23 protein-coding genes are annotated in these 24,460 nt (G+C 38.0%); 21 read left to right on the forward strand and 2 right to left on the reverse strand.

From position 1 onward, the window contains the following. Positions 1-30: 30 nt before the first annotated feature. Entirely contained in the window at positions 31-660 is a 630-nt protein-coding gene (gene lexA, locus ACLHK8_RS01630; RefSeq protein ID WP_057772012.1) for a transcriptional repressor LexA, read from the reverse strand. 137 nt (positions 661-797) lie between these two features. Between lexA and ACLHK8_RS01635 the strand changes: the two genes are divergently transcribed. The 5 genes from ACLHK8_RS01635 to ACLHK8_RS01655 all read left to right on the forward strand — a co-directional run bounded on the left by ACLHK8_RS01635 (position 798) and on the right by ACLHK8_RS01655 (position 6,371). Further along, positions 798-1,052: a DUF896 domain-containing protein gene (locus ACLHK8_RS01635; RefSeq protein WP_063697246.1), complete on the forward strand. Its 255-nt coding sequence runs from the start codon at positions 798-800 to the stop codon at positions 1,050-1,052. Between the two features lie 160 nt (positions 1,053-1,212). After that, positions 1,213-1,440 (forward strand): YneF family protein, encoded by a 228-nt coding sequence (locus tag ACLHK8_RS01640; RefSeq protein WP_057772016.1) that lies wholly within the window; start codon positions 1,213-1,215, stop codon positions 1,438-1,440. A gap of 170 nt (positions 1,441-1,610) precedes the next feature. Then, positions 1,611-2,684 carry an IS30 family transposase gene (locus tag ACLHK8_RS01645; protein ID WP_434520382.1) on the forward strand — a complete coding sequence of 358 codons (1,074 nt, stop codon included), beginning with the start codon at positions 1,611-1,613 and terminating at the stop codon, positions 2,682-2,684. A 137-nt stretch (positions 2,685-2,821) separates the two neighbouring features. Beyond that, entirely contained in the window at positions 2,822-4,585 is a 1,764-nt protein-coding gene (locus tag ACLHK8_RS01650) for an ABC transporter ATP-binding protein (protein ID WP_057772017.1), read from the forward strand. Next, a complete protein-coding gene (locus ACLHK8_RS01655; protein ID WP_057772019.1) occupies positions 4,575-6,371 on the forward strand; it encodes an ABC transporter ATP-binding protein in 1,797 nt (598 codons plus the stop codon). Before ACLHK8_RS01650 ends, ACLHK8_RS01655 begins: the two co-directional genes overlap by 11 nt. Before the next feature lie 35 nt (positions 6,372-6,406). On the opposite strand, the gene ACLHK8_RS01660 is transcribed toward ACLHK8_RS01655, so the two are convergent. Further along, complete coding sequence (locus ACLHK8_RS01660; RefSeq protein ID WP_057772021.1) at positions 6,407-7,030, reverse strand: lysophospholipid acyltransferase family protein; 624 nt, start codon at positions 7,028-7,030, stop codon at positions 6,407-6,409. Between the two features lie 83 nt (positions 7,031-7,113). Here ACLHK8_RS01660 and ACLHK8_RS01665 point away from each other — a divergent pair, with 83 nt between their 5' ends. The 16 genes from ACLHK8_RS01665 to ACLHK8_RS01740 all read left to right on the forward strand — a co-directional run bounded on the left by ACLHK8_RS01665 (position 7,114) and on the right by ACLHK8_RS01740 (position 24,456). Beyond that, positions 7,114-7,875, forward strand: coding sequence for a tRNA1(Val) (adenine(37)-N6)-methyltransferase (locus ACLHK8_RS01665; RefSeq protein ID WP_057772022.1), 762 nt, complete (start codon positions 7,114-7,116; stop codon positions 7,873-7,875). Next, entirely contained in the window at positions 7,856-8,143 is a 288-nt protein-coding gene (locus ACLHK8_RS01670; RefSeq protein ID WP_063697250.1) for a GIY-YIG nuclease family protein, read from the forward strand. The genes ACLHK8_RS01665 and ACLHK8_RS01670 overlap by 20 nt, the downstream gene beginning before the upstream one ends. A 67-nt stretch (positions 8,144-8,210) precedes the next feature. After that, the gene (locus ACLHK8_RS01675; protein ID WP_063697252.1) at positions 8,211-9,206 is read left to right on the forward strand and encodes a D-2-hydroxyacid dehydrogenase; all 996 of its coding nucleotides are present in this window, start codon (positions 8,211-8,213) and stop codon (positions 9,204-9,206) included. A 246-nt stretch (positions 9,207-9,452) separates the two neighbouring features. Then, positions 9,453-10,274: a 30S ribosomal protein S2 gene (rpsB, locus tag ACLHK8_RS01680; protein ID WP_063697254.1), complete on the forward strand. Its 822-nt coding sequence runs from the start codon at positions 9,453-9,455 to the stop codon at positions 10,272-10,274. A 96-nt stretch (positions 10,275-10,370) separates the two neighbouring features. Continuing rightward, a complete protein-coding gene (gene tsf / locus ACLHK8_RS01685) occupies positions 10,371-11,249 on the forward strand; it encodes a translation elongation factor Ts (protein ID WP_057772030.1) in 879 nt (292 codons plus the stop codon). A gap of 326 nt (positions 11,250-11,575) precedes the next feature. Then, entirely contained in the window at positions 11,576-12,298 is a 723-nt protein-coding gene (gene pyrH / locus ACLHK8_RS01690; RefSeq protein WP_057772032.1) for a UMP kinase, read from the forward strand. Between the two features lies 1 nt (position 12,299). Further along, entirely contained in the window at positions 12,300-12,863 is a 564-nt protein-coding gene (frr, locus tag ACLHK8_RS01695; RefSeq protein ID WP_057772033.1) for a ribosome recycling factor, read from the forward strand. A gap of 166 nt (positions 12,864-13,029) precedes the next feature. Next, complete coding sequence (locus ACLHK8_RS01700; RefSeq protein ID WP_082623217.1) at positions 13,030-13,824, forward strand: isoprenyl transferase; 795 nt, start codon at positions 13,030-13,032, stop codon at positions 13,822-13,824. A gap of 13 nt (positions 13,825-13,837) precedes the next feature. Continuing rightward, positions 13,838-14,623, forward strand: coding sequence for a phosphatidate cytidylyltransferase (locus ACLHK8_RS01705; RefSeq protein WP_057772035.1), 786 nt, complete (start codon positions 13,838-13,840; stop codon positions 14,621-14,623). A gap of 17 nt (positions 14,624-14,640) precedes the next feature. Beyond that, positions 14,641-15,909: an RIP metalloprotease RseP gene (gene rseP / locus ACLHK8_RS01710; protein WP_057772037.1), complete on the forward strand. Its 1,269-nt coding sequence runs from the start codon at positions 14,641-14,643 to the stop codon at positions 15,907-15,909. A 21-nt stretch (positions 15,910-15,930) separates the two neighbouring features. After that, positions 15,931-17,646 carry a proline--tRNA ligase gene (locus tag ACLHK8_RS01715; RefSeq protein WP_057772039.1) on the forward strand — a complete coding sequence of 572 codons (1,716 nt, stop codon included), beginning with the start codon at positions 15,931-15,933 and terminating at the stop codon, positions 17,644-17,646. 143 nt (positions 17,647-17,789) lie between these two features. Next, positions 17,790-22,118, forward strand: a complete 4,329-nt coding sequence (locus ACLHK8_RS01720) for a PolC-type DNA polymerase III (RefSeq protein WP_057772041.1) — start codon at positions 17,790-17,792, stop codon at positions 22,116-22,118. A gap of 123 nt (positions 22,119-22,241) precedes the next feature. Further along, positions 22,242-22,715 carry a ribosome maturation factor RimP gene (rimP, locus tag ACLHK8_RS01725; RefSeq protein WP_057772044.1) on the forward strand — a complete coding sequence of 158 codons (474 nt, stop codon included), beginning with the start codon at positions 22,242-22,244 and terminating at the stop codon, positions 22,713-22,715. Positions 22,716-22,730: 15 nt separating this feature from the next. After that, positions 22,731-23,825, forward strand: a complete 1,095-nt coding sequence (gene nusA / locus ACLHK8_RS01730; RefSeq protein ID WP_063697259.1) for a transcription termination factor NusA — start codon at positions 22,731-22,733, stop codon at positions 23,823-23,825. Positions 23,826-23,852: 27 nt separating this feature from the next. Beyond that, positions 23,853-24,149 (forward strand): RNase P modulator RnpM, encoded by a 297-nt coding sequence (gene rnpM, locus ACLHK8_RS01735; protein WP_057772048.1) that lies wholly within the window; start codon positions 23,853-23,855, stop codon positions 24,147-24,149. Continuing rightward, positions 24,142-24,456, forward strand: coding sequence for a L7Ae/L30e/S12e/Gadd45 family ribosomal protein (locus ACLHK8_RS01740; protein WP_057772049.1), 315 nt, complete (start codon positions 24,142-24,144; stop codon positions 24,454-24,456). Before rnpM ends, ACLHK8_RS01740 begins: the two co-directional genes overlap by 8 nt. Positions 24,457-24,460 lie beyond the last annotated feature (4 nt).

Raw genomic sequence — 24,460 nt, forward strand, 5'->3', positions numbered from 1 at the left:
AACTAACTTTATTGAAGCCCATTATTTATTTTAATAAATTTGATCTCTGTATAAGCCAACGACGCGACCAAGAATACTGACGTTATCTAAAATAATTGGTGCCATCGTATCATTTTCAGGTTGTAAACGAATATGATCTGATTCTTTAAAGAATCGTTTGCAAGTGGCTTCATTTTCTTCAGTCATTGCAATCACAATGTCGCCATTATCTGCAGAAGTTTGTTTGCGCACAATTACTTGGTCACCATTTAGAATACCAGCCTGAATCATACTTTCACCACGGATATTTAGCATGAACAAGTCCCCGTCCTCATGCTCAAATTCTGGTGGTAAGGGAAAAAAGTCAGTGGCTTCTTCAACTGCTAAGATAGGTTCTCCGGCAGTGACAGTTCCTAATACTGGGATTTTGTTAGGTGTTACACTAACGCCCAGTTCTTCTAAACCAGCAGGTGTAATTTCTAAAGCCCGTGGTTTTGTAGGATCCTTTTGTAGAAGCCCTTTTTTTTGCAATCTTTCAATATGGCCATGTACAGTAGAAGTAGAGGATAAGGAAACAGCTTCGCCAATTTCTCGGACGGTCGGAGGATATCCTTTTTCGTTTACTTTATCATATATGAACCGAAGCACAGCAAATTGCTTGCTTTCAGATGTTTTTGACATTGTGAGCACCTCGCGTTTTCTTGCTTTCATTTTACCATATGTAAATTTAGTATTCAAACAAACGTTCGGGTTTGTTTTTTTGAAAAAAAGTCATTAACAGTGTAGAATTATGTATAAAGAAATCGGGAGTGATTAAATTGACTAAATCAGATGAAGAATTTCAGAAGTTAATCAAACGGATTAATGAACTAGCACATAAAGCAAAAAGTGACGGATTAACAGATTTGGAAATTATTGAGCGAAAAGATCTGCGTCAAAGGTATTTAAAACGGTTTAGAGAAGGCTTTAAGAGCCAAGTTGAAATGATGCAGGTTTTTGACAAGAGCGGTAAGGAAGTTACACCCGAAAAGGTGAAAGAAGTTCAACGTAAAAAGGGTCTTCGTGATGATTAAAATTTATCATTTAGTTTTGTAATAATCATTTAATCTTTTCTTATTTAAATTTAATGATAGAATAAGAGGTACTGATAGATAAATCAGATCGACCTCTTTTATTTTACGAAGTTTTTGTGTACTATAGAGTAGTATACATAATTGATAGGAGGTTAGGACATTGTCAACAGGAATTTGGATTTTAATCGTCGTTATTGCGGTATTAGTCGGAGCAGTAGGTGGTTTCTTTGCTGCTCGTAAATATATGGAAAGCTATCTTAAGAATAATCCTCCAATCAATGAAGATATGTTACGAACTATGATGTTGCAAATGGGACAAAAACCATCACAAAAGAAGTTACATCAAATGATGACTTCTATGCAGAACCAATCTAAACATCAAAAATAGTTTTAGACAGATTTTATGAATGATAAAGGACAAAGATTATTTTTTGTCCTTTTTTTGTTGCCAAAAAATGCGCAGATTTTATAATCAAGTTAGCCACCTTGTAAAAATGGTCAAATAAAAAGACGCCAAGACGAAAAAATCAGGTATCATTGAAGTTCCTACACTAAACAATGAAAGAGGTTTTCGTCTTGGCGCAAGAACAGCTTACCATATCTCACTCAAAGGGTCATCATTTAACACCAATTGAACGTGGAAAAATTGCGGGATTGCTTGCTGCAGGCAAATCTGCTCGTCAAATTGCGACGGAACTTGGTGTTTGCCATCAAACTATCAATAACGAACTCAAACGTGGCTGTGTTCAACAGGTAAAGAAGATTAATGGTAAAGAACAGTACTTCAATATCTATGCTCCTGATACAGCTCAAATTCGTTATGAAATGAATCGTCAGCACTGTCATCGACCATTAAAATTCAAACACATTACTAATTTTTTGGCCTACTTTGATGATCATTTCCATCAAGATCATTGGTCACCTGATGCAGCAGTTGGCTTCGCCCACAAACATCATTTATTTAAGCGTACAGAGATGGTCTGCACTAAGACCCTCTATAACTATATTGATGCGCAATTATTAGAAATCCGCAATCTTGATTTGCTTGAGAAAACCAGACGGCGTACGAAACATCACTGGTCGCATAAACATCGACGTTTGATTGGTAAAAGTATTGAAGAACGACCTAAGCGTGTCGACAAGCGCAATGAATTTGGCCACTTTGAAATTGATACCGTGGTTGGTAAACGTAGTGGCCATGAAAGTGTCCTATTGACCTTCACTGAACGTAAAACTCGTTTTGACTTTATTCGTTTGATTGAAGGCAAAGATGCTGACTCCGTAGCCTATGCCATTAAAGGGATTTGTGCTGAATTTGGTGATCTGATCAAATCCGTTACCGCTGACAATGGAACGGAGTTCACAACCTTGGAAGAAGCTTTAACTGGCATTGCTGATATCTATTATGCCCATCCGTATAGTTCTTCTGAACGAGGAACCAATGAAACTCATAACCGCATGATTAGACGTTATTTACCTAAAGGATATTCATTAGATACAATTAGTCCTAAGACTGTTGCCCTGGTTGAAGCACGTCTCAACCAACTACCACGACGTATCTTAAAGTACCAAACACCTGAAAAAGCTTTTCAGATTGAAGCAGCGCGCGCTCGCAAAACTCGCATTGCTTAATCATTTATTCCAATCTTCAATAGATATTCTGACATGCCCCGCAACTTCGCCTGCGGGGTGGCTAACTTGTTCTTGCAATTTGCGTTGCCAAAAAATGGACAAATTATAGAAGATAGTAATATTAGGAGGAGTAACTCGTGTCAATCTTTCATAAATTAGCTTGGTTTTTTAAGATAGAAAAATGGAATTACCTTATTGGAGTCATCTTTCTCCTGCTTGTTGCTGTCTTAAACATTTTACCGCCTAAGATTATTGGTAATTTAGTGCAAGTAATTAGCACAAGAAAATTGAGTGCGTCAACGCTAGTTTTTTCGTTAATCATTTTGGCGACTGTTGGTATTCTCCAGTATCTTTTTCGGTTTGTTTGGCGTTCAAGAATATTTGGTGGGGCAGCTCGCCTTGAAAAAACATTACGAAGTCGCCTTTTTACCCACTACATGCAGATGGACCAAACCTTCTATCAAGAACATCGAACTGGTGATTTAATGGCTCATGCTACGAATGATTTGCAGGCGATTCAACAGGTTGCGGGTTCTGGAATTCTTTCGTTTGCCGATTCAATTATTACAGGGATTACAACAATTATTGCCATGATGGCCCTTGTTGACTGGCGATTGACACTTCTGGCAATGATTCCGTTCCCAATTCTTGCGGTAACTGCTGGTTATTTGGGGACTAAAATTCATATTGCCTTTCGAAAATCACAAGCGGCATTTTCTAAGCTAAATAATAAAGCGCAGGAAAGTATTATGGGGATCAAAGTCATCAAATCCCTTGGACAAGATAAAGAAGATACAGTTGATTTTGAAAAACTAATTGATCAGACCATAAAAATTAATCGAAAAGTAAATGCTTTGGATGCTCTGTTTAACCCGATGACCACAATTTTGATTGGAATTTCTTACATGATTACCCTTGTTGTTGGGGGATCGTTTGTTGTGCATAATGTAATCAATATTGGACAACTAGTTTCGTTTATTTCTTATATTACAATGTTAATTTGGCCAATGTTTGCGATTGGAAATCTATTTAACATTATGGAACGTGGTAATGCTAGTTACGACCGGGTTAATTTGTTACTCCACGCCAAATCCAGCATTATTGACGATAAACACGCTGTGAAGAAACGGGCGACTGGCGATTTAGATTTTGCAATTCAATCCTTTACTTATCCGGGTGATGAAAAAAGTAGTTTGGATAACGTTAATTTTAAATTATCTGCAGGAAATACCATTGGGTTGGTTGGAAAAGTTGGAACTGGAAAATCAACAATTATGAAGCTTGTTTTGCGTGAATTTGATGAGTATAAAGGTGCGATAACTGTCGGTGGAATTAATATTAAGGATTATGCGTTGAATTCATATTTGCCTTCACTTGGTTACGTTCCAGAAGAAAGTTTTCTATTCTCTGACACAATTAAAAACAACATTAAATTTGGGGACTTTTCTGCAACCGATGAAGAAGTAGAAGAAGCTGCAAAAAAAAGTGATCTGTATGAAGATATTTTAGAGCAACCTGCTCAATTTGATACTGAGGTTGGCGAACAAGGCGTTTCCTTATCTGGTGGTCAGCGGCAGCGGCTTGCTATTGCACGGGCGCTCATTATCAACCCGGAAGTACTTCTTTTAGATGATGCACTCTCCGCAGTTGATGGTGAAACAGAACATGAGATTCTACAGGAATTGCGCCAAGAACGGAAAGGAAAAACGACCATTATTGCTGCTCACCGATTGAGCAGTGTCATGAATGCAAATGAAATCCTGGTCCTGGATGATGGCAAAATTATTCAGCGAGGAACGCATGAACAATTATTGGCACAAGATGGTTGGTATCAAGATATGTTCCATAGGCAGCAAATGGAAACCAAAATTGCGAAGGAGGGTGAACTAGATGCAGAATAAAAAAGAATCAATTTGGTCGCATACTATGACCGTTAAAGAGCAATTTCACACAATTAAACGGATGCTACCGTTTACGAAACCTTTTTGGAAACAATTTGTGGTTGCCATTATCTTTGCAGGAATTGTGAGTGTAATCAATATTTTGCTTCCAAGATTGATTCAATACTATATGGATCATTTCTTGGTTCATAGTTCAACGCCGCTTTCCATAATGTTCTTGTTTGCCGGCTTGTATTTTATGGGCGCAATTTTGCAGGCTATTTTTCAGTTTGGTCAAACCTTTTTGTACGCCATGGGAGCCGAAAGGACATTAGAAAGAGTGCGTGTCCTGCTATTTAGAAAGTTGCATAAATTAGGTATGAGTTATTTTGATGCAACGCCGGCAGGCTCAATTGTTTCTAGGGTTACAAACGATACGATGAGTTTGCAGGACTTTTGGACTTTATTTTTGACTCTTATTGTGGGAGTTTTCGGAATGGCATCTGCCCTAGTGGCGATGTTTACAACCAATGTCAAAATTACCTGGGCAACATTAGTATTACTGCCATTTTTGGTTTTCATAATTTGGTTCTACCAAAAATATAGTTCAACGGTATACAGAAGAATGCGGGAAAACTTGAGTCAGTTAAATACAAAAATTAGTGAATCATTAGTTGGAATTGGTGTTATTCAACAATTTCGGCAGGAGAAAAGGATTGAAACGGAATTTGAAAAAACCAATAATGATTATCTGTTTGCTAGGTTTTCGATGATTCGGATGAATTCTTTATTACTAAATCCTATCATTAATTTAATGTATGCCCTTGGTGTCGTTATTGCCTTAGGACTGTTTGGAATTAATGCGTTTAAGGAACCAGTAGCTGCGGGGGTTATCTATGCGTTTGTAAGTTATATTGACAGCTTTTATAATCCAATGTCTTCAATGATGGATTATCTATCGACTTTTCAGGATGGTCTTGTAGCAAGTACCCGAATTTTGCGGATTTTTGATAATGAAAATTATCAGCCTAAGCAAAATGAAAAGTCGAATCTTGAAATTACAGAAGGAAAAATTGAATTTAAACACGTTACTTTTTCATATGACGGTAAAAATAATGTTTTGAATGACATTAATTTTACGGTTAATCCAGGAGAAACAGTTGCGTTAGTTGGATCGACTGGTAGTGGCAAGAGTTCCACAATCAATTTATTAATGCGATTTTATGAATTTCAGTCTGGACAGATTTTGGTTGATGGCCATGATATTCGTGAGTATCCGGCAGCAGAATTGCGCAAGAAGATTGGGTTAGTTTTACAAGAACCATTTTTATTCTATGGAGACATTGCTTCTAATATTCGTATGTATAATGACGAGATTACCGATGATGATATTCGCCGTGCTGCACAATTTGTTCAAGCAGATCATTTCATTGAAGAATTACCAAACGGATACCATAACAAAGTGATTGAACGAGGAGCGGAATACTCTGGTGGTCAGCGTCAATTAATCTCATTTGCCCGTACGGTAGTTGGTGATCCGAAAGTTTTAATCTTGGATGAAGCAACTGCCCATATTGATACTGAAACAGAAGACATGATCCAAGGCAGTTTGAGAAAAATGAGTCAGAGCCGAACGTCACTTGTGATTGCTCATCGTCTTTCAACAATTCAGGATGCTAATCAAATTTTAGTGTTGAAACATGGACGAATTATTGAACGGGGAACGCATGATGAATTACTTGCTAAGCATGGCATGTACTTTGACATGTATCAGTTACAAGGAAATACCAAGACAGTACCTTCATAAAAAAAGCTGAAAACTAGCATTGCTAGTTTTCGGCTTTATTTTTTTGAAATATCGATATAATGGAAGTTAGGGTCAACTTCTTTGTCTAAATGATCAAAGGCGCTTTGTAATTGCTGGTCAAGTGCATCTCTACCAGCATCGTCCATTCGTTGTTTACGATCAATTAAAATCGGTTCACCAAACGCAACGGTAATTTTTTTTCGAGAAAAAAGTGCTTTAAAAGATAATGGTCCCTGATACACAGTTGGGATAAGTGGCACATTTGCCATTTTTGCGATGACAACAGCGCCTCCTTTTAAATGTTGGGAATGACGCGAACCAGAGGGAAAAATAATGGTTGAAAGTTCTCCTTGACGCAAAATTTTTACTGGTGTTTTAATAGCAGAAGGACCCGGATTTTTCCGATTTACAGAAAAAGCGTAACATTTAACCAAAATCCAACGAATAATTGGATTCTTGAATAGTTCTTCTTTAGCCATGAACGAAAACTTCTTAGGGCTAGCCGCTAATGCAAATAGAATTGGATCAAACCAAGTGCGGTGAGGACCAACTAAGATGTACGAACCTTTTGGAAGATTCTTTCGGTTTAAGTAACGAGGACGACCATTGATAATGTATAATAATATTCGGATTAAAATTCTTAAAAATGAATAAAGCACTGTACGATTCTCCTATCATGCTAATTTATAAGTTTAGTATGACCAAAAAAAGAGATTGTTGCAAGTGATGATGAAGGGGAAAAATGAAAGAATCTGTAAAAATATATAATAATGAAAGAATTGACCAACTTTATAGTCAAGATATTAAAATTATTCAAAGCCCAGACGTCTTTTCCTTTTCATTAGATGCTGTTCTTTTAGCGGATTTTGCAAATCTAAAAATATCTTCAAAAATTAAAATTATGGATTTATGTGCTGGAAATGGGGCTGTTGGGCTTTTTGCCAGTCAAAAAACAAAGGGCCAAATCTTTCAAATTGAATTGCAAGAGAGGCTTGCTGATATGGGCCAACGGAGTATTCAACTAAATGGTCTGCAAAACCAGGTTCATATGGTTAACCTGGATTTAGCAAATACGTTTAATAAATTTGAAAAAGATTCGTTTGATTATGTGCTTTGCAATCCGCCATATTTCAAAGACCAAACAACGAGTAAAAAAAATCCGAACCCCTATTTAGCAATAGCGCGGCATGAGATCAAAACATCACTGGACCAAGTTTTAGAAGTGGCCTCTGGATTGCTAAAAATGAACGGAAAATTATACCTCGTGCATCGACCGGAACGGTTTTCAGAGATTTTGTCAGTCATGACAAGATATCGGTTAGCACCAAAAAAAGTTCGGCTAGTTTATCCACGGAAAAATGGAGAGGCTAATATGGTTTTAATTGAAGCAATAAAAGATGGTCGAGCAGGCGGTATGCGATTTGTGGAACCATTGTATACTTATGAAGGGAAAGAATACTCAACAGAAGTGAAGGGATTGCTTTATGGTGGAGAAAAAGCGTGAGTTCTTCTTTTATGTACTTTTTTGCGCAGATGGTACGTTATATGGTGGTTTTACAGTAGATTTGGCACAACGGGTTGCTACACATAATGCAGGAAATGGTGCCAAATATACACGTGTCAAGAGTAGGCGACCTGTACGACTGATTTATTCTGAAAGCTATGAAAAAAAACACGATGCGTTAAGTGCTGAATATCACTTTAAGCATCAAACTAGGGCAGCAAAAATTGTCTTTTTGAAATTGCATGATGTGCAACTTCCAAAAATGTGAAAGTCTTTTCATGATTTTGTTTTCAGTGTTATACTAAAGTCACATTTGTTAAGGAGGAATTTTTGTAATGAAAATTATTGCTTATGGTATTCGTGATGATGAAAAACCATATTTAGATGAATGGGTTAAAGATAATAGTGTTGAGGTTAAGGCTGTTGCCGAACTTTTGACTGAAGACAATATTGACCTAGCTAAAGGTTATGACGGGGTTGTTGCTTATCAGCAAAAACCTTATACTGACGGCATCTTTAAGAAGATGGATGAATTTGGAATCCACGCATTCTCCTTACGAAATGTTGGCGTTGACAACGTTCCAGTTGAATCCGTTAAGAAATACAATATTAAGGTTTCTAACGTTCCTGCATATTCACCAAGTGCAATTGCCGAATTATCAGTCACTGCATTGATGGCTTTGTTACGCCGGTTACCACGCTTTGAAAACAAAATGGCTAAAGGCGATTTCCGTTGGGCACCAGATATTGCTCAAGAACTTAACGAATTAACCGTTGGTGTTGTTGGTACTGGTCGTATCGGTCGTGCAGCAATGGATATTTTCAAGGGCTTTGGAGCCAAGGTAATTGGTTATGATGTTTTCCGCAATCCTGAATTGGAAAAAGAAGGCATTTACGTAGATAGTTTGGACGACATCTACAAACAAGCAGACGTAATTACTTTGCATGTGCCTGCTTTGAAGGACAACTATCACATGTTAAATGACGATGCTTTTGGCAAGATGAAAGATGGCGTCTACATTCTCAATTATGCTCGTGGCACACTCATCGATACAGATGCATTGATTCGGGCCCTCGACAACGGAAAAGTTGCTGGTGCCGGACTTGATACTTACGAAAATGAAGTTGGAATTTTTGATGTTGATCATAAGGGTGAAAAGATTAATGATGATGCATTCAACAATCTTTATGCTCGTGACAACGTTTTAATTACACCACATGCAGCTTTCTATACAACCAAAGCTGTTAAGAACATGGTTCAAATTTCATTAAATAATAACAAGAGCTTTATCGAAAATGGCAAAGCTGATAATGAAGTTAGCTTTGATTAATTTAGATAGCGATTAGATGAAGAGGATTTACACAGTCGTGTAAATCCTTTTTTTGTTATTTTTTAACAATTATTTATACAGAAACAGAATTTCTAAAGTAATACTTGCAGTGTGACAATATTTTCGGTATACTTATTGCTGGTGTTAAACCAAATTCACACCCAATCGGATGACTTGACCAGTGCTCATTGAGTTCTCAAGTCGCTTGAAAGTTGGGAAGGAAAAACTATTGGAGGTATTTTTATTATGGCAGTAATTTCTATGAAACAATTGCTCGAATCTGGAGTTCATTTTGGTCACCAAACACGTCGTTGGAATCCAAAAATGAAACCATACATTTTTACAGAACGTAACGGTATTTACATCATTGACTTACAAAAAACAGTCAAGATGATTGATTCTGCTTACAATTTTGTAAAAGATATTGCAGCTGATAATGGTGTTGTTTTGTTTGTGGGAACAAAGAAACAAGCACAAACTGCAATTGAAGAAGAAGCAACTCGTGCAGGCCAGTTTTATGTTAACCATCGTTGGTTAGGTGGAACTTTGACTAACTGGAACACAATCCAAACACGTATCAAACGTCTTAAAGATCTTAAAAAGATGAATGAAGACGGTACTTTCGAACGTTTGCCAAAGAAGGAAGTTTCACTTCTTAACAAACAAAAAGACAAGTTGGAGAAGTTCTTAGGTGGTATTGAAGATATGCCACATCTTCCAGATGCTATGTTTATCGTTGATCCTCGTAAGGAACAAATCGCGGTAAAAGAAGCTCGTAAGTTGAACATTCCAATTATTGCTATGGTTGATACGAATACAGATCCTGACCAAATTGATGTTATTATTCCATCAAATGATGATGCTATTCGTGCCGTTCGTTTGATTACTTCAAAAATGGCTGATGCTGTTATCGAAGGACGTCAAGGCGAAGACCAAGATGTTGCTGACCAATCAGCAGCTGAAAGCGCAGCACCTGCTAAAGAAAGTGCTGCTTCTAGCGAAGTTTCTACAGATTCTCTTGAAAGTCTCAAGAAAACTGTTGAAGGCGGAGCAGATTCTGCAAAATAGTTTTTGTTTTAGGCTGTCGTAAGTCTCGACCTTTTTGGCCTGAGATTGAGATGGCCTTTTTAATGAAATTCTGAATTTTTTAAGGAGGACATAATTATGGCAAGTATTTCTGCATCACAAGTTAAGGAATTACGTGATAAAATCGGCGTTGGTATGATGGATGCAAAAAAGGCATTAGTTGCAACCGATGGTGACATGGATAAGGCAATCGACTTTCTTCGTGAAAAAGGTATTGCAAAGGCTGAAAAGAAAAGTAGTCGTGTGGCTGCTGAAGGCTTAGCAGACGTTGAAATTCATGACGATCAGGCCGCAATTGCTGAAGTTAATTCAGAAACTGACTTTGTTGCTTCTAATGATCAATTTATCGATTTAGTAAAGGGCGTTACCGCACAGTTGGCATTGAGTGCCCCTAAAACAGTTGAAGAAGCCTTGGCTCTCAAAACTACTAAGGGAACTGTCAACGATGACATTATCGAAACAACCCAAACGACTGGCGAAAAAATTACCCTTCGTCGTTTTGATACGATCAAGAAGACTGATGATGAGCATTTTGGTGCATATTTACACATGGGCGGCAAGATTGCTACGTTAGTAGTTTTAGAAGGCGCCGATGATGATACAGCTAAAGATATTGCTATGCATGTAGCTGCTATTAATCCTAAATACGTCAATCGTGATCAAGTTCCTTCAGAGGTTTTGGATCACGAACGTGAAGTTTTATCTAAAGAAGCTGAAGAAGAAGGCAAACCTGCAAAGATTATCGCTAAGATGGTTGAAGGTCGTCTTAATAAATTCTTGGCTGAAATTAGTTTAGATGATCAAGACTTTGTTAAGGATCCTGACCAAACTGTTGCAAAATATGTTGCTTCAAAAGGTGGAAAAGTGAAAACATTTATCCGCTATGAAGTTGGCGAAGGTATTGAAAAGAAAACAGTCGATTTTGCTGAAGAAGTAAAAAAGGAAATCGGTGACTAATTTAATATTTTCAAAATTGAGGTGCATCGTGTAGACGGTGCACTTTTTTTATCAAAATAGGTATAAAATTAAACATAATTTTGGTTACTGGAAAATTATGTCTAAAGTTTATGAAGTAATTAAACATCCATTCTTTTTATGAATTCTTATTCGTTTAATTACTGGATAGATGGCTCTTCACCCCTATTTTATGATAAACTAGAACGGAAGAAGTACGAGGAAAACCAATTTGACTAGCCGGTTCAATGTTGCTGGAAAAATGGTCACCCGTAATAAAAATGAAGATCTATGAAACACTGTTCATTATAATTCGAGGAGGAAACACCATGACAAAAGTTAAATATAAACGGGTAATCATGAAGCTTAGCGGTGAAGCACTTGCAGGAGATAAAGGATCAGGAATTAATCCGCCTGTTATCAAAACAGTAGCTGAGGAATTAAAAGAAGTGCATGATATGGGTGTTCAAATTGCCATTGTTTGTGGTGGTGGTAACATGTGGCGTGGCGAAACTGGTGAGCAAATGGGCATGCAGCGTGTCCAGGCTGATTATATTGGTATGTTGGCGACAGTTATGAATGCTCTAGCTTTGCAAGACAGCCTTGAATCAATAGGGGTTCCAACACGCGTTCAAACAGCGATTGAAATGCGTCAGATTGCAGAACCTTACATTCGTCGTAAAGCTGTTCGGCATCTTGAGAAAAACAGAATTGTGATTTTTGCAGCTGGAACAGGCAGTCCATACTTTTCGACAGATACAACAGCCGCTTTACGTGGTGCCGAAATTGATGCAGATGCAATCTTGATGGCTAAAAACGGTGTTGATGGAATTTATTCGGCTGATCCTAATATCGATTCCTCGGCAGTTAAGTATGAAGAATTAACGCATTTGGATATTATTGATAAGGGCTTGAAGGTTATGGATACAACGGCGAGCTCATTGTCTATGGAAAATAATATTCCACTCGTCGTTTTCAATTTGAATCAACCGGGTAATATTAAAAAAGTTGTTGAAGGGCAAAACATCGGAACTACAGTGAGGGGAAAATAAAATGGCAGCTGAAAATACAATTATAAAAAAAGCACAGGATCGAATGGAAAAAGCAGAACAGTCACTGGGACATGAGCTAGGAAATATTCGTGCGGGTCGGGCAAACGCCAGCTTATTAGATCGAATTATGGTTGATTACTATGGATCACCTACACCAATCAATCAAATGGCATCGATCACAATTCCAGAAGCTCGTGTTATTATGGTCACCCCATACGATAAAACGGCTTTGAAAAATTTGGAACAAGCCATTATGATTTCTGATTTGGGTATCAACCCTTCTAATGATGGGAGTGCTATTCGGTTAGTTATTCCTCAACTTACAGAGGAACGTCGAAAAGAATTAGCGAAAGATGTAAAAGCTGAAGGAGAACGTGCGAAAGTAGCTGTTCGAAATGTTCGTCGCGATGCCATGGATGAGCTTAAGAAGGGCGAAAAGGCCAACACTTATACTGAAGATGAACTTCATGATTTAGAAACACAAACTCAAAAAGTTACAGATAAGGCTATCAAATCAATTGATGAAATTGTGGCTAGCAAGGAAAAAGAGATTTTATCTGAATAAAAATGTTCGTGAATATATTTAAAACGCAAAGAGCCTGATAATCAGTGCTGTTTACGTTTTTTTTATTCAAGTAAGCGATGATTTGCACGATACTTATATTTTATTGCGAATTTTTATTTACTAGAATATCAACTTTACGAGTTTTCTGCTAAAATAGAGTTTATGTATGTATATAAATTGGAGTGATAATGTGTTTTCAAAATCTGATAAAACTAATCGTACAGAGTTAGATACAGCCAAGCAGCTGAATGAGCACATTCCTGAACACGTTGCTATTATTATGGATGGCAACGGAAGATGGGCCCAGAAGCGACATTTACCAAGAGTTGCTGGTCATCGTGAAGGAATGAACACTGTAAAAAAAATCACAATGAGTGCTAACAATTTAGGTGTTAAAGTCTTAACTTTATATGCTTTTTCAACGGAAAATTGGAAACGTCCCTCAAGTGAAGTAAACTTTTTAATGCGCCTGCCGGGTGATTTTTTTGATACATTTGTGCCAGATCTTATCAAAGCTAATGTACGGGTTAATGTGATGGGGTATATTGATCAATTGCCTGATTACACTCAGAAGGCTGTAAAAAATGCAATTGCCAACACTGCACAATGCACTGGCATGGTTTTAAACTTCGCGTTGAATTATGGTGGACGTGCAGAGTTAGTAACGGCGGTCAGAAAAATTGCACAGCAAGTTTCAGATCATAAACTGAATTCGGATGAGATCACCGATGAAACGATTGACGAAAACTTAATGACTGCTTCGCTGAAACCCAATGCGGATCCGGATTTATTAATTCGCACAAGTGGGGAAGAACGGATATCTAATTTTTTGCTTTGGCAAATTGCCTATAGTGAATTAGTGTTTACGGATGTCCTTTGGCCAGATTTTTCTGATCAGACACTTAAAGATTGTATTTACCAATACCAACAAAGAAACCGTCGTTTTGGCGGCCTAAAATAAGGGAGTTTGAATTATGAAACAACGAGTTACAACAGCTGTTATTGCATTGATTATCTTCATTCCAGTGATTGTCTATGGAAAATGGTTAATTGATATTGCCGGAATTGTGCTTGGACTGATCGCTGTGAACGAAGTCTTGATGATGAAAAAGTTACTTTTGGTTTCGCCGGAAGCAATTATTGCAGATATTGGTGTCTTTTCACTCATTGCACCACTATCCTGGTTTGGTTGGTTGCCACCCCAAATTGATCAAACTTTTATTTTCTTTTTGTGCGTCCTTGGGCTTCTGATTAGAACTGTATTCAGTCGTAATCGCTTTTCTTTCGATGACGCTGGTGCAATCACTCTTGCAGTCGCGTACATAGGATTTGGATTTAATTATTTCATTGCTGCAAGAGGTGTGGGGCTTTCAATGCTGCTATACATTCTGTTTGTGATTTGGTCTACAGATAGTGGCGCATATATGCTTGGCAAACGGTTTGGAAAGCATAAGTTAGCACCTGCAATTAGTCCCAACAAAACTTGGGAAGGTTCCATTGGTGGTACAATCGTTGCCACGGTCATTGGGACAATTTTCTTGGCCTTTTTCCCAACCCAATATAATTTCATTGTGATGATCTTGTTGACATTAATCTTTTCAATCACAGGTCAATTCGGTGATTTAATTGAATCGGCTCTGAAACGATACTTCTCAGTAAAAGATTCTGGAAATATCCTTCCCGGTCATGGTGGTATTTTTGACCGGTTTGACAGTATGTTGTTAGTTTTACCTATTGTCCATCTTTTTGGATTAATCTAATTAAGTGAGGTTTGCCATTGATACAGACGATTATTACATTCATAATTGTATTTGGAATTCTGGTTATTGTTCATGAATTTGGTCATTTTTATTTTGCTAAAAAATCTGGGATCTTAGTCCGTGAATTTTCAATCGGAATGGGACCTAAAATTTATGCATATTCTAAAAACGCAACAACGTATACAATTCGAATTTTGCCGGTAGGTGGTTATGTCCGTATGGCGGGACTGGAAGATGCAGATGAAGAATTAAAACCTGGAATGCCAGTCAGTTTAATCACTGGTGATAATGGCAAAGTTGAAACAATCAACACAAGTCATGACACAACGCTTCTCAATGGTATTCCAGTTGAAATAACCGAAAGTGATTTAGAAAAGGAGCTTTGGATTGAAGGCTATGAAAATGGCGATGAGGAGACCCTCAAACGTTATGAAGTTGATCATGACGCGTCAATTATTGAAGCTGATGGCACAAAGGTAAGAATTGCCCCAAAAGATGTTCAATTTCAGTCAGCCAAATTATGGCAACGAATTTTGACTAATTTTGCAGGGCCGATGAATAATTTTATTCTGGCGATTGTGGTGTTTGCGCTTGTTGGTATTTTGCAAGGACAGGTTCCTACTAATTCTAATCAGATTACTGTTATTCAGGATTCCGTTGCTGCTAAAGCCGGTTTAAAATCGCAGGATCGGATTATTTCCGTGAATGATAAAAGCACAAAAGATTGGTCAGATTTACAGGATGCTGTTTCTAGCCGTCCTGGTAAAAAAACTAAAATGACCATCAAACGAAATTCTAAGAAAATCACTCTGCAGATTACGCCCAAATCGGTTAAGCAAAATGGAACAAAGACCGGACAAATCGGGATTGAAAGTACCATGACCAAAAGTATCACTGCCAGAATTGCTTATGGATTTACGGAAACCTGGAAGTTAACGACCATGATTTTCGCACTCCTAGGTCATATGATTACACATGGAGTAAGTGTGAATGATTTTGGAGGTCCAGTCGCTATTTATGCGCAAACTTCTGCTGCAGCTAAATTAGGTTTTACTTCTGTGTTAACAATGTTAGCTTATTTATCACTGAACTTAGGGATTGTTAATTTAATCCCAATTCCCGCGTTGGATGGTGGTAAAATTTTGCTTAATTTCATCGAAGGGATCAGACGAAAACCACTAAAACCAGAGACGGAAGGAATCATCACTCTGATTGGGTTTGGACTCCTGATGCTTTTAATGATTCTTGTAACTTGGAATGACATTCAACGCTATTTCTTAAAATAATATTTATTTACGGAGGAAAACATGAAACAATCAAAAATATTAATTCCTACTTTGAAAGAGGTACCAAATGACGCCGAGGCAAAAAGCCATCAAATGATGCTTCGTGCTGGATATATTCGACAGGTATCAGCCGGAATGTACGCATATTTACCACTTGCTTTCCGGACAATCGAGAAAATTAAAAAAATTATTCGGACTGAAATGGAAAAAATCGATGCTGTGGAAATGCTGGTACCAGCGGTTCTTCCAGCGGAATTATGGGAAAAATCTGGCCGTCTTGAAACATATGGTCCAGAATTATTCAAATTTAAAAATCGTCACGATCGCGATTTTATTCTTGGCCCTACGCATGAGGAAACCTTTACAACCCTTATTCGTGATGAGGTGAAATCGTATAAACGGTTACCTTTGACGTTGTATCAAATTCAAATGAAATATCGAGATGAGGATCGGCCTCGCTACGGATTGCTCCGTGGACGGGAATTTTTGATGAAGGATGCTTACTCTTTCCATGCTGAAACAGACAGTTTGGACCAAACTTTCCGTGATATGGAAAAAGCTTACCAAAATATTTTTGACGCTTGCGGTTTGAACTATCGTGAAATTGTGGGTGATGCTGGTGCAATGGGTGGTAATGATTCAAAAGAATTCTCTGCAATTGCGCCTGTAGGGGAAGACACTATTGCTTACTCTGAAGAAAGCGACTATGCCGCAAATCTTGAGATGGCAAGCAGTAAATATATTGAGTCAAAGGCTGCGCCTGAGACACCAAAAGATCTTGAAAAAGTGGAGACACCAAATGCCAAAACGATCGATGAAGTTGCAGATTTTCTCCATGTTGAAACAAACAAACTAATTAAGACCCTTTTGTTTATTGCGGACGACAAGCCTGTTATGGTTTTAGTGCGTGGTGATGATCAGGTTAATGAAGTTAAGGTTAAAAACTTCCTCAAAGCGGATGAATTAGTAGCTGCGACAGACGATCAAGCGGAACAATATTTAAATGCTAATTTTGGTTCATTAGGGCCAGTTGGAATTGATTCCGACAAGATTACAATTCTTGCTGATCTTTATGTCAAGATGATGAGCAATTCAATCGTCGGTGCTAACCAAAATGGTTATCACTATAAAAACGTGAATTTGGATCGGGATTTGAAAGTAACTCAATTTGGTGATTTTCGGACTGCTCAAGAAGGCGAACTGGCTCCAGATGGTAAAGGAAAATTACAATTTACTAAAGGAATCGAAATTGGTCACATTTTCAAAATAGGCACACGTTATTCTGATTCCCTTGGAGCTACTATTTTAGATGAAAACGGCCGTGCTAAGCCAGTCATCATGGGTTGTTACGGAATCGGCGTTAGTCGTTTATTATCCGCAATTGCTGAACAAAAGGCAGATGATCATGGGTTAGTTTGGCCACGTAACATTGCGCCATTTGACGTACATGTAATTCCTGTGAATGGTAAAAATAAAGAACAAATGGAGATGGCTAATCAAATCGCTCAAACAATGACTGCAGCCGGTTATGAAGTGCTTGTTGATGATCGTAAGGAGCGAGCTGGTGTTAAGTTTGCTGATTCAGATTTAATTGGGATTCCGGTCCGAATTACAGTGGGTAAAAAATCCTCAGAAGGTATCGTAGAAGTTAAATTACGTGAGACCGGTGAAACTCTTGAAGTCAAAATTGAGGAATTACAAAATTCGGTTGGGATTCTCTTAAAAAGCGATAAATAATATTTTTAAGTGATCGTTAACTTCATAATAAATTAAAAATAACGGCAGATTGATGATGGGTTGACTTGAATCTCAATTTGTCGTTATATTCATGAATTTAAAAATAATTTGTGTAGTTTTCTAAAAAGGGAAGGAATTAAATTTTGAGTTTAAATACTAGTGAGCAATTTCAAAAACTTCTCGAACAAATTGACTATCCTCAACCAAATGAGCCAAGTTTTGCTGAGGCTGAAATCAAAAAAGTTGTTGTGCATAAAAAATCAAAAACGTGGGCTTTTTCGTTTCGGTTTAAAGAATGTTTGCCATTCCCAATTTTCCAAGAGTTTTACAATCATTTACAAGTAGCTTTTAGCTCAATTGCTACTGTCTCGTTTGAAATTGAAACTCAAAGTTCAAAATTGGATAGTCATCTAATTGCAAATTATTGGGATTGGATTGTTAAGAACAGTCATATTTCTTCGCCGCTTACGCAAGAATTGTGTGGCCATAACTTACCATATATGAACGACGGACGGGTAATCTTTGCGGCACAAAACGAAGTTGTTCAAGGTTTTTTGACTTCGACGGCGCTAGGACCAATCGAAAGTACTTATAAACAATATGGGTTTCCTGAATTTTCGATTCATACAATTGTTGATGATTCAGATTCACAAAGCATGATTAAGGAATTAAAGGCGAAAAAGGAAAAAAGTGATGCCGCATTAGCTCAAAAAGCTTCGCAGGCGATTCTAAAACAGACTGAAAAACGGCAAAAAAAGGCAGCTAACGGGATTCCTGATGGCGGGCCTGTACGGATTGGTAAACAAATTAATCCAGATGCCGAAGTCACACGTTTGGAACAGATTACACAAGAAGAACGTTCAGTTGTTGTTGAAGGATATATTTTTGATGCAGAAGTTAGAACGTTGCGGTCAAAAAGACAATTACTGATTTTTAAAGTTACCGATTACAGTTCTTCGATCACCGTTAAAAAATTCTCAAAGAATGAATCCGAAGAACAATTGTTTTCTACCATTCAAAAAGGGCTTTGGGTAAAAGTACGTGGGAGTATTCAAGAAGATACTTTCATGAGAGATCTTACGCTGAACGCTTATGATGTAATGGAAGTAAGTCATCCCACACGACAAGATACAGCTCCTGCAGATAAGAAACGTGCAGAGCTGCATTTACATACTAATATGAGTCAAATGGATGCGACAAATAATATTACGGATTTTGTGAAGCAGGCGGCTAAGTGGGGACAAAAGGCGATTGCAGTGACGGATCACTCTGGCCTACAGGCTTTTCCGGATGCATATGCTGCGGGTAAGAAAAATAATGTCAAAATTTTATATGGTGTAGAAGCTAACCTGGTTGATGATGGGGTGCCAATTGGTTATAACGATAAAAAAGTGGCGTTAAAAGGTGCAACCTATGTGGTATTTGATACTGAAACGACGGGGCTTTCTGCAATTTATGATAAGGTAATTGAACTTTCTGCCGTTAAAATGCAGGATGGAAATGTGATTGATCAATTTGAAGAATTTATTGATCCCGGTTTTCATTTATCTGATGTCACAACTAATTTAACAAGTATTACAGACCAAATGGTTCATGGATCTAAATCCGAGAAAGAAGTTTTTTCTCTGTTTCGGGATTTTTATAAAGATGCCATTATCGTTGGCCATAACGTTACATTTGATATTGGTTTTATGGATACTGGCTATGCACGTTATGATATGCCACCCATCACTAATCCAATTATTGATACATTGACGTTGGCGCGTTTCTTGTATCCAACCCTTAAAAGTTATCGTTTAAATACACTTGCTAAAAAATTCGGCGTCAGCCTAGAACATCATCATCGTGCGATTTATGATGCGGAATCAACCGGTCACTTGTGTCATCTTTTCCTAAAAGATGCAGAAGATCGCTATCATATTAATTATCATAGCCAGTTGAATGAACATATGACTGAAAATGACGCGTATAAACATGCACGTCCAGCGCATGCAGTTTTGATTGCGCAAACCCAGGCCGGATTAAAAAATCTGTTTCGATTAGTTTCGCTTTCCAATGTAAAATATTATTATCGCGTGCCAAGAATACCTAAGTCTGAGTTGGAACGGCTGCGAGATGGTATTTTAGTTGGGTCGGCATGCAGTACCGGTGAAGTCTTTACAGCCATGATGCAAAAAGGTAAAGAAGAAGCCAAACAAAAGGCGAAGTTTTACGATTATTTAGAAGTAATGGCAAAACCGGTTTACCAGCCAGAAATTGAGCAAGGATTGATCCAAGATAATCGGCATCTAGAAGAAATTATCTCTAACATCGTTGATCTTGGAAAAGAATTGAAAAAACCTGTTGTCGCAACAGGCGATGTTCATTACCTAAATCCAGAAGACTATATTTATCGAAAAATTTTGATCAATTCTCAAGGCGGGGCCAATCCGCTCAATCGGTCTAAATTACCTGATGTGCATTTTCGAACGACTAATGAAATGTTAGACGAATTTGCGTTCTTAGGGAAAGAAAAGGCAGAAGAGCTTGTCGTCACAAACCCGGGCAAAATTGTTGATATGGTGACTGATGTGAAACCTGTCAAAGATAAGCTTTATACGCCTAAAATGCCCGGGGCTGAAGATCAAATCGAAAAGCTTACTATGGATAAAGCGCATGAGTTATACGGAGACCCGTTACCACAGTTGGTTAAAGAGCGTTTGGATAAAGAATTAAAAAGTATTATCGGAAATGGTTTTTCTGTTATTTATTTAATTGCCCAACGACTTGTTCATAAAAGTAATAAAGATGGGTATTTAGTTGGTTCACGAGGGTCCGTCGGCTCAAGTTTGGTAGCGACAATGTCTGGAATTACTGAAGTAAATCCATTACCACCGCATTATCGCTGTCCAAATTGCCAATACACCAAGTTTTATACCAAAGGAGAATATGGTTCTGGATTTGATTTACCTGATGAAGTTTGCCCAAATTGCCAAACACCTTTAGTTGGTGACGGCCAGGATATTCCCTTTGAAACATTCTTAGGTTTTAAGGGAGACAAAGTTCCTGATATTGATTTGAATTTCTCAGGCGATTATCAACCAATTGCCCATAATTATATGCAGGTTTTATTTGGAAAGAAGAACGTTTTTAGAGCTGGAACAATTGGAACGGTGGCTGATAAAACGGCTTATGGGTATGTTAAGGCATACGAGCGTGATACCGAACAAACCTTCCGAAACGCTGAAATTGATCGACTTTCGAGTGGTGCCACTGGTGTTAAACGAACAACCGGGCAACATCCTGCCGGAATTCTAATCGTGCCAGACTATATGGATATTTATGATTTCACACCCATCCAGTATCCTGCTGATGATCAGTCGGCAGCTTGGGAAACAACTCATTTTGACTTCCATTCAATTCATGACAACATTTTGAAGATGGATATTTTGGGACATGATGATCCGACCATGATTCGTGCTTTACAAGATCTTTCTGGGATTGATCCAAAAACAATTCCAACTGATGATCCTGGAGTAATGAAATTATTTACTGGTCCAGAAATTCTGGGAGTTACAGCCGAACAAATTCAATCAAAAACAGGAACCTTTGGTGTGCCTGAATTTGGGACGAGATTTGTGCGGGGCATGTTGGAGGAAACCCATCCCACAACTTATGCTGAATTGCTCCAAATTTCTGGTTTATCCCATGGGACGGATGTTTGGTTGGGCAATGCAGAAGAATTAATTAAAGCGGGGACTGTAACCCTGAAAGATGTCATTGGTTGTCGTGATAATATTATGACCGATTTAATTCATTACGGAATGGATTCACAAACTTCTTTTCAAATTATGGAAAGTGTTCGTCATGGACGAGGAATTCCTGATGGTGACGAAGATAAAATGCGTAACTCAAACGTGCCAGAATGGTACATTGATTCTTGTGGAAAGATTAAATATATGTTTCCACGAGCGCATGCTTCAGCCTATGTGTTAATGGCACTTAGAATTGCCTATTTCAAGGTCTATTTCCCAATTCTTTATTACAGTGCATACTTTAGTGTTCGTGCTGATGATTTTGACTTAGTTTCTATGTCACATGGCAAGGACGCGGTTAAAAAAGCAATGAAAGATATCAATGATAAAGGAATGGATGCTTCGACAAAAGAAAAAAATCTTTTGACGGTGTTGGAATTAGCCAATGAGATGATCGAACGTGGATTCACGTTTAAGATGGTTGATGTCAATAAATCTGATGCTTCCCAATGGTTAATCGATGGTAACTCTTTATTAGCACCTTTTAACGCTGTTCCAGGTTTAGGCTTAAACGTTGCTAAACAAATTGTTGCAGCTCGTGAAGATAAGCCGTTTCTTTCAAAAGAAGACCTTTCCAAACGTGGTAAAGTTTCGAAGACGTTAATTGACTTTATGACAGAGAATGGTGTTTTAGCTGATTTGCCTGATGAAAATCAATTATCTTTGTTCGACATGTAGCTAATTTGAACGGTGTCAAGGGATATGTTATAATTATTATTGAATCTAAGTGTAGCAAGTGAGTGAGCAGATAATGCTCACTCTTTTTCTTGAGAATATTTGAAATTTATTGGAGGTTTGAGTTTGGCAAGTGTTGTAGAAACTGTACAAAAAGAAGTGAAGCCCCTCATCGAATCACATCATTTTGATTTGGTGGATATTGAGTTTGTGAAGGAAGGAAAAAGCTGGTATCTTCGCGTTTATATTGATAAACCGGGTGGCGTTACAATTGAAGATTGCGCTGAGGCTAGCGATCAAATTAGTGAAAAATTAGATAGTTTGGATCCCGATCCGTTTCCGGAGGCTTATTTCTTAGAGGTTTCTTCTCCAGGCGCTGAACGGCCAATTAAGACCTCTGATGACTGGCAACGAGCAGTTGGCCAGTACATTCATATTTCTTTATATGCGCCAGTTGATGGTCAAAAAGTTTTTGAAGGAACACTTGATGACTATTCCGGTACTGATTTAACGCTGACGTATATGGCTAAAACTAGAAAAATCAGCAAACAATTTGATGTGAAACAAATTGGGTTTGCCCGTTTCGCTATCAAATTCTAAAAAGGAGAATCTAAAATGAGCAAAGAAATGGTTAGTGCCCTTAATACTTTGGAAGAGGAAAAGGGGATTAAAAAAGAAGTCGTTATTGAGGCTTTGGAGGCTGCATTAGTTTCTGCTTACAAACGGAATTATGACCAGGCTCAAAATGTGGAAGTAGACTTTGATGAAAAAAAAGGCGATATCCACGTGTACGCAGTTAAAGAAGTCGTTGAAGATGTTGAAGATAGTCAACAACAAGTAAGTTTAACTGATGCTTTGGCGATCAATAAAGATTATGAACTTGAAGATCACATTAAGTTTGAAGTGACCCCTAAAAACTTTGGCCGGATTGCTGCCCAAACAGCTAAACAAGTCATTTTACAGCGGGTTCGTGAAGCTGAACGCGAAATCGTTTATAATAAGTATAGTGAGTATGAAAACGAAATTGTGACTGGCGAAGTCGCTCGACGAGATAATCGCTTTGTCTATGTAGATCTAAACGGTGTTGAGGCTGTAATGTCTAAGGCAGACCAGATCCCAACCGAACGTTATGAACCACATGATCATATTAAGGTTTATGTGACAAAGGTTGAAAATAGTGGTAAAGGTGCTCAGGTTTTTGTCAGTCGGAGCACTCCAGATCTATTGAAACGATTATTCGAGCAAGAAGTTCCAGAAATCTTTGATGGAACTGTCGAAATTGTTTCGGTAGCACGTGAAGCTGGTGATCGTGCCAAAGTTGCTGTTCGATCTAACGACCCTGATATTGATGCGGTAGGTACTTGTGTTGGTCCTCGTGGACAGCGAGTCCAAACCATCGTTAATGAGCTAAACGGCGAGAATATGGACATTGTTGAATGGGAAGATGACGCTGCAAAATACATCTCAAACGCATTAAACCCCGCTGAAGTTGTGGATGTTTTGTTTGATGAAGAAAATGAGCGTGCATGCATGGTGATCGTTCCAGATTATCAGTTATCCTTAGCAATCGGTAAACGCGGCCAAAATGCTCGTTTAGCTGCCAAATTAACTGGTTATAAAATTGATATTAAATCAGAGACTGACGCCAGTGATTTGGTTGAAGAACCAGATGAAGAGGATACTACAGATTCAGAATCAGACGCTGAGTAAGCAGATTTAATTGGAGGCCCATTAGTTATGAAAAAAAGAAAAATTCCGCTACGCAAGGATATTGTAACGGGTGAAATGTTTCCAAAAAAGGAGCTTGTTCGGGTTGTAAAAAACAAGGAAGATGAAGTTTCTTTGGATCCAACTGGGAAAAAGCCTGGTCGTGGTGCTTACATTGGTTTAGACGTCAAAATTGCCGAACGTGCTAAGGCAGAACGAACTTTTGATAAAGCTTTTAAAATCAAGGTAGAAGATGATTTTTATGATGAATTGATTGCTTATGTTGATCATCAACAAGCCCGGAAAGAACTTTTTAAAGATGAATGATCAAGAACGCTTTTCTAACCTGCTTGGTTTAGCACGAAGAGCGGGAAAGTTGATTTCAGGTGAACAACAAGTGTTACAATCAATTCGAAGCCAAAAAGCTAAAATCGTGGTTGCTAGTACAGACTTAGGGGCTGCAACGCAAAAGAAAATTTCTGATAAATGCACCACATATGAAATCCCCTTAATTTCATTTATGGATCGCATTGAAATTAGCCAGGCAATTGGTCAAGCCAGAACAGTGGTGGCAATCGAAGATCATGGATTTGCCAAAGCACTATTAAAATTAAATATTGAAGAAGGAGCGTGAAGAT

Source organism: Pediococcus sp. M21F004, from assembly GCF_051122535.1.
GTDB lineage: Bacteria > Bacillota > Bacilli > Lactobacillales > Lactobacillaceae > Pediococcus > Pediococcus inopinatus.

Coding starts and splice junctions, on each gene's coding strand:
- lexA (WP_057772012.1), bottom strand. CDS start 660: ATGTCAAAAACATCTGAAAGCAAGCAATTTGCTGTGCTTCGGTTCATA.
- ACLHK8_RS01645 (WP_434520382.1), top strand. CDS start 1,611: ATGAAAGAGGTTTTCGTCTTGGCGCAAGAACAGCTTACCATATCTCAC.
- ACLHK8_RS01655 (WP_057772019.1), top strand. CDS start 4,575: ATGCAGAATAAAAAAGAATCAATTTGGTCGCATACTATGACCGTTAAA.
- ACLHK8_RS01665 (WP_057772022.1), top strand. CDS start 7,114: ATGAAAGAATCTGTAAAAATATATAATAATGAAAGAATTGACCAACTT.
- ACLHK8_RS01670 (WP_063697250.1), top strand. CDS start 7,856: ATGGTGGAGAAAAAGCGTGAGTTCTTCTTTTATGTACTTTTTTGCGCA.
- ACLHK8_RS01675 (WP_063697252.1), top strand. CDS start 8,211: ATGAAAATTATTGCTTATGGTATTCGTGATGATGAAAAACCATATTTA.
- rpsB (WP_063697254.1), top strand. CDS start 9,453: ATGGCAGTAATTTCTATGAAACAATTGCTCGAATCTGGAGTTCATTTT.
- tsf (WP_057772030.1), top strand. CDS start 10,371: ATGGCAAGTATTTCTGCATCACAAGTTAAGGAATTACGTGATAAAATC.
- pyrH (WP_057772032.1), top strand. CDS start 11,576: ATGACAAAAGTTAAATATAAACGGGTAATCATGAAGCTTAGCGGTGAA.
- frr (WP_057772033.1), top strand. CDS start 12,300: ATGGCAGCTGAAAATACAATTATAAAAAAAGCACAGGATCGAATGGAA.
- ACLHK8_RS01700 (WP_082623217.1), top strand. CDS start 13,030: ATGTATATAAATTGGAGTGATAATGTGTTTTCAAAATCTGATAAAACT.
- ACLHK8_RS01705 (WP_057772035.1), top strand. CDS start 13,838: ATGAAACAACGAGTTACAACAGCTGTTATTGCATTGATTATCTTCATT.
- ACLHK8_RS01715 (WP_057772039.1), top strand. CDS start 15,931: ATGAAACAATCAAAAATATTAATTCCTACTTTGAAAGAGGTACCAAAT.
- nusA (WP_063697259.1), top strand. CDS start 22,731: ATGAGCAAAGAAATGGTTAGTGCCCTTAATACTTTGGAAGAGGAAAAG.
- rnpM (WP_057772048.1), top strand. CDS start 23,853: ATGAAAAAAAGAAAAATTCCGCTACGCAAGGATATTGTAACGGGTGAA.
- ACLHK8_RS01740 (WP_057772049.1), top strand. CDS start 24,142: ATGAATGATCAAGAACGCTTTTCTAACCTGCTTGGTTTAGCACGAAGA.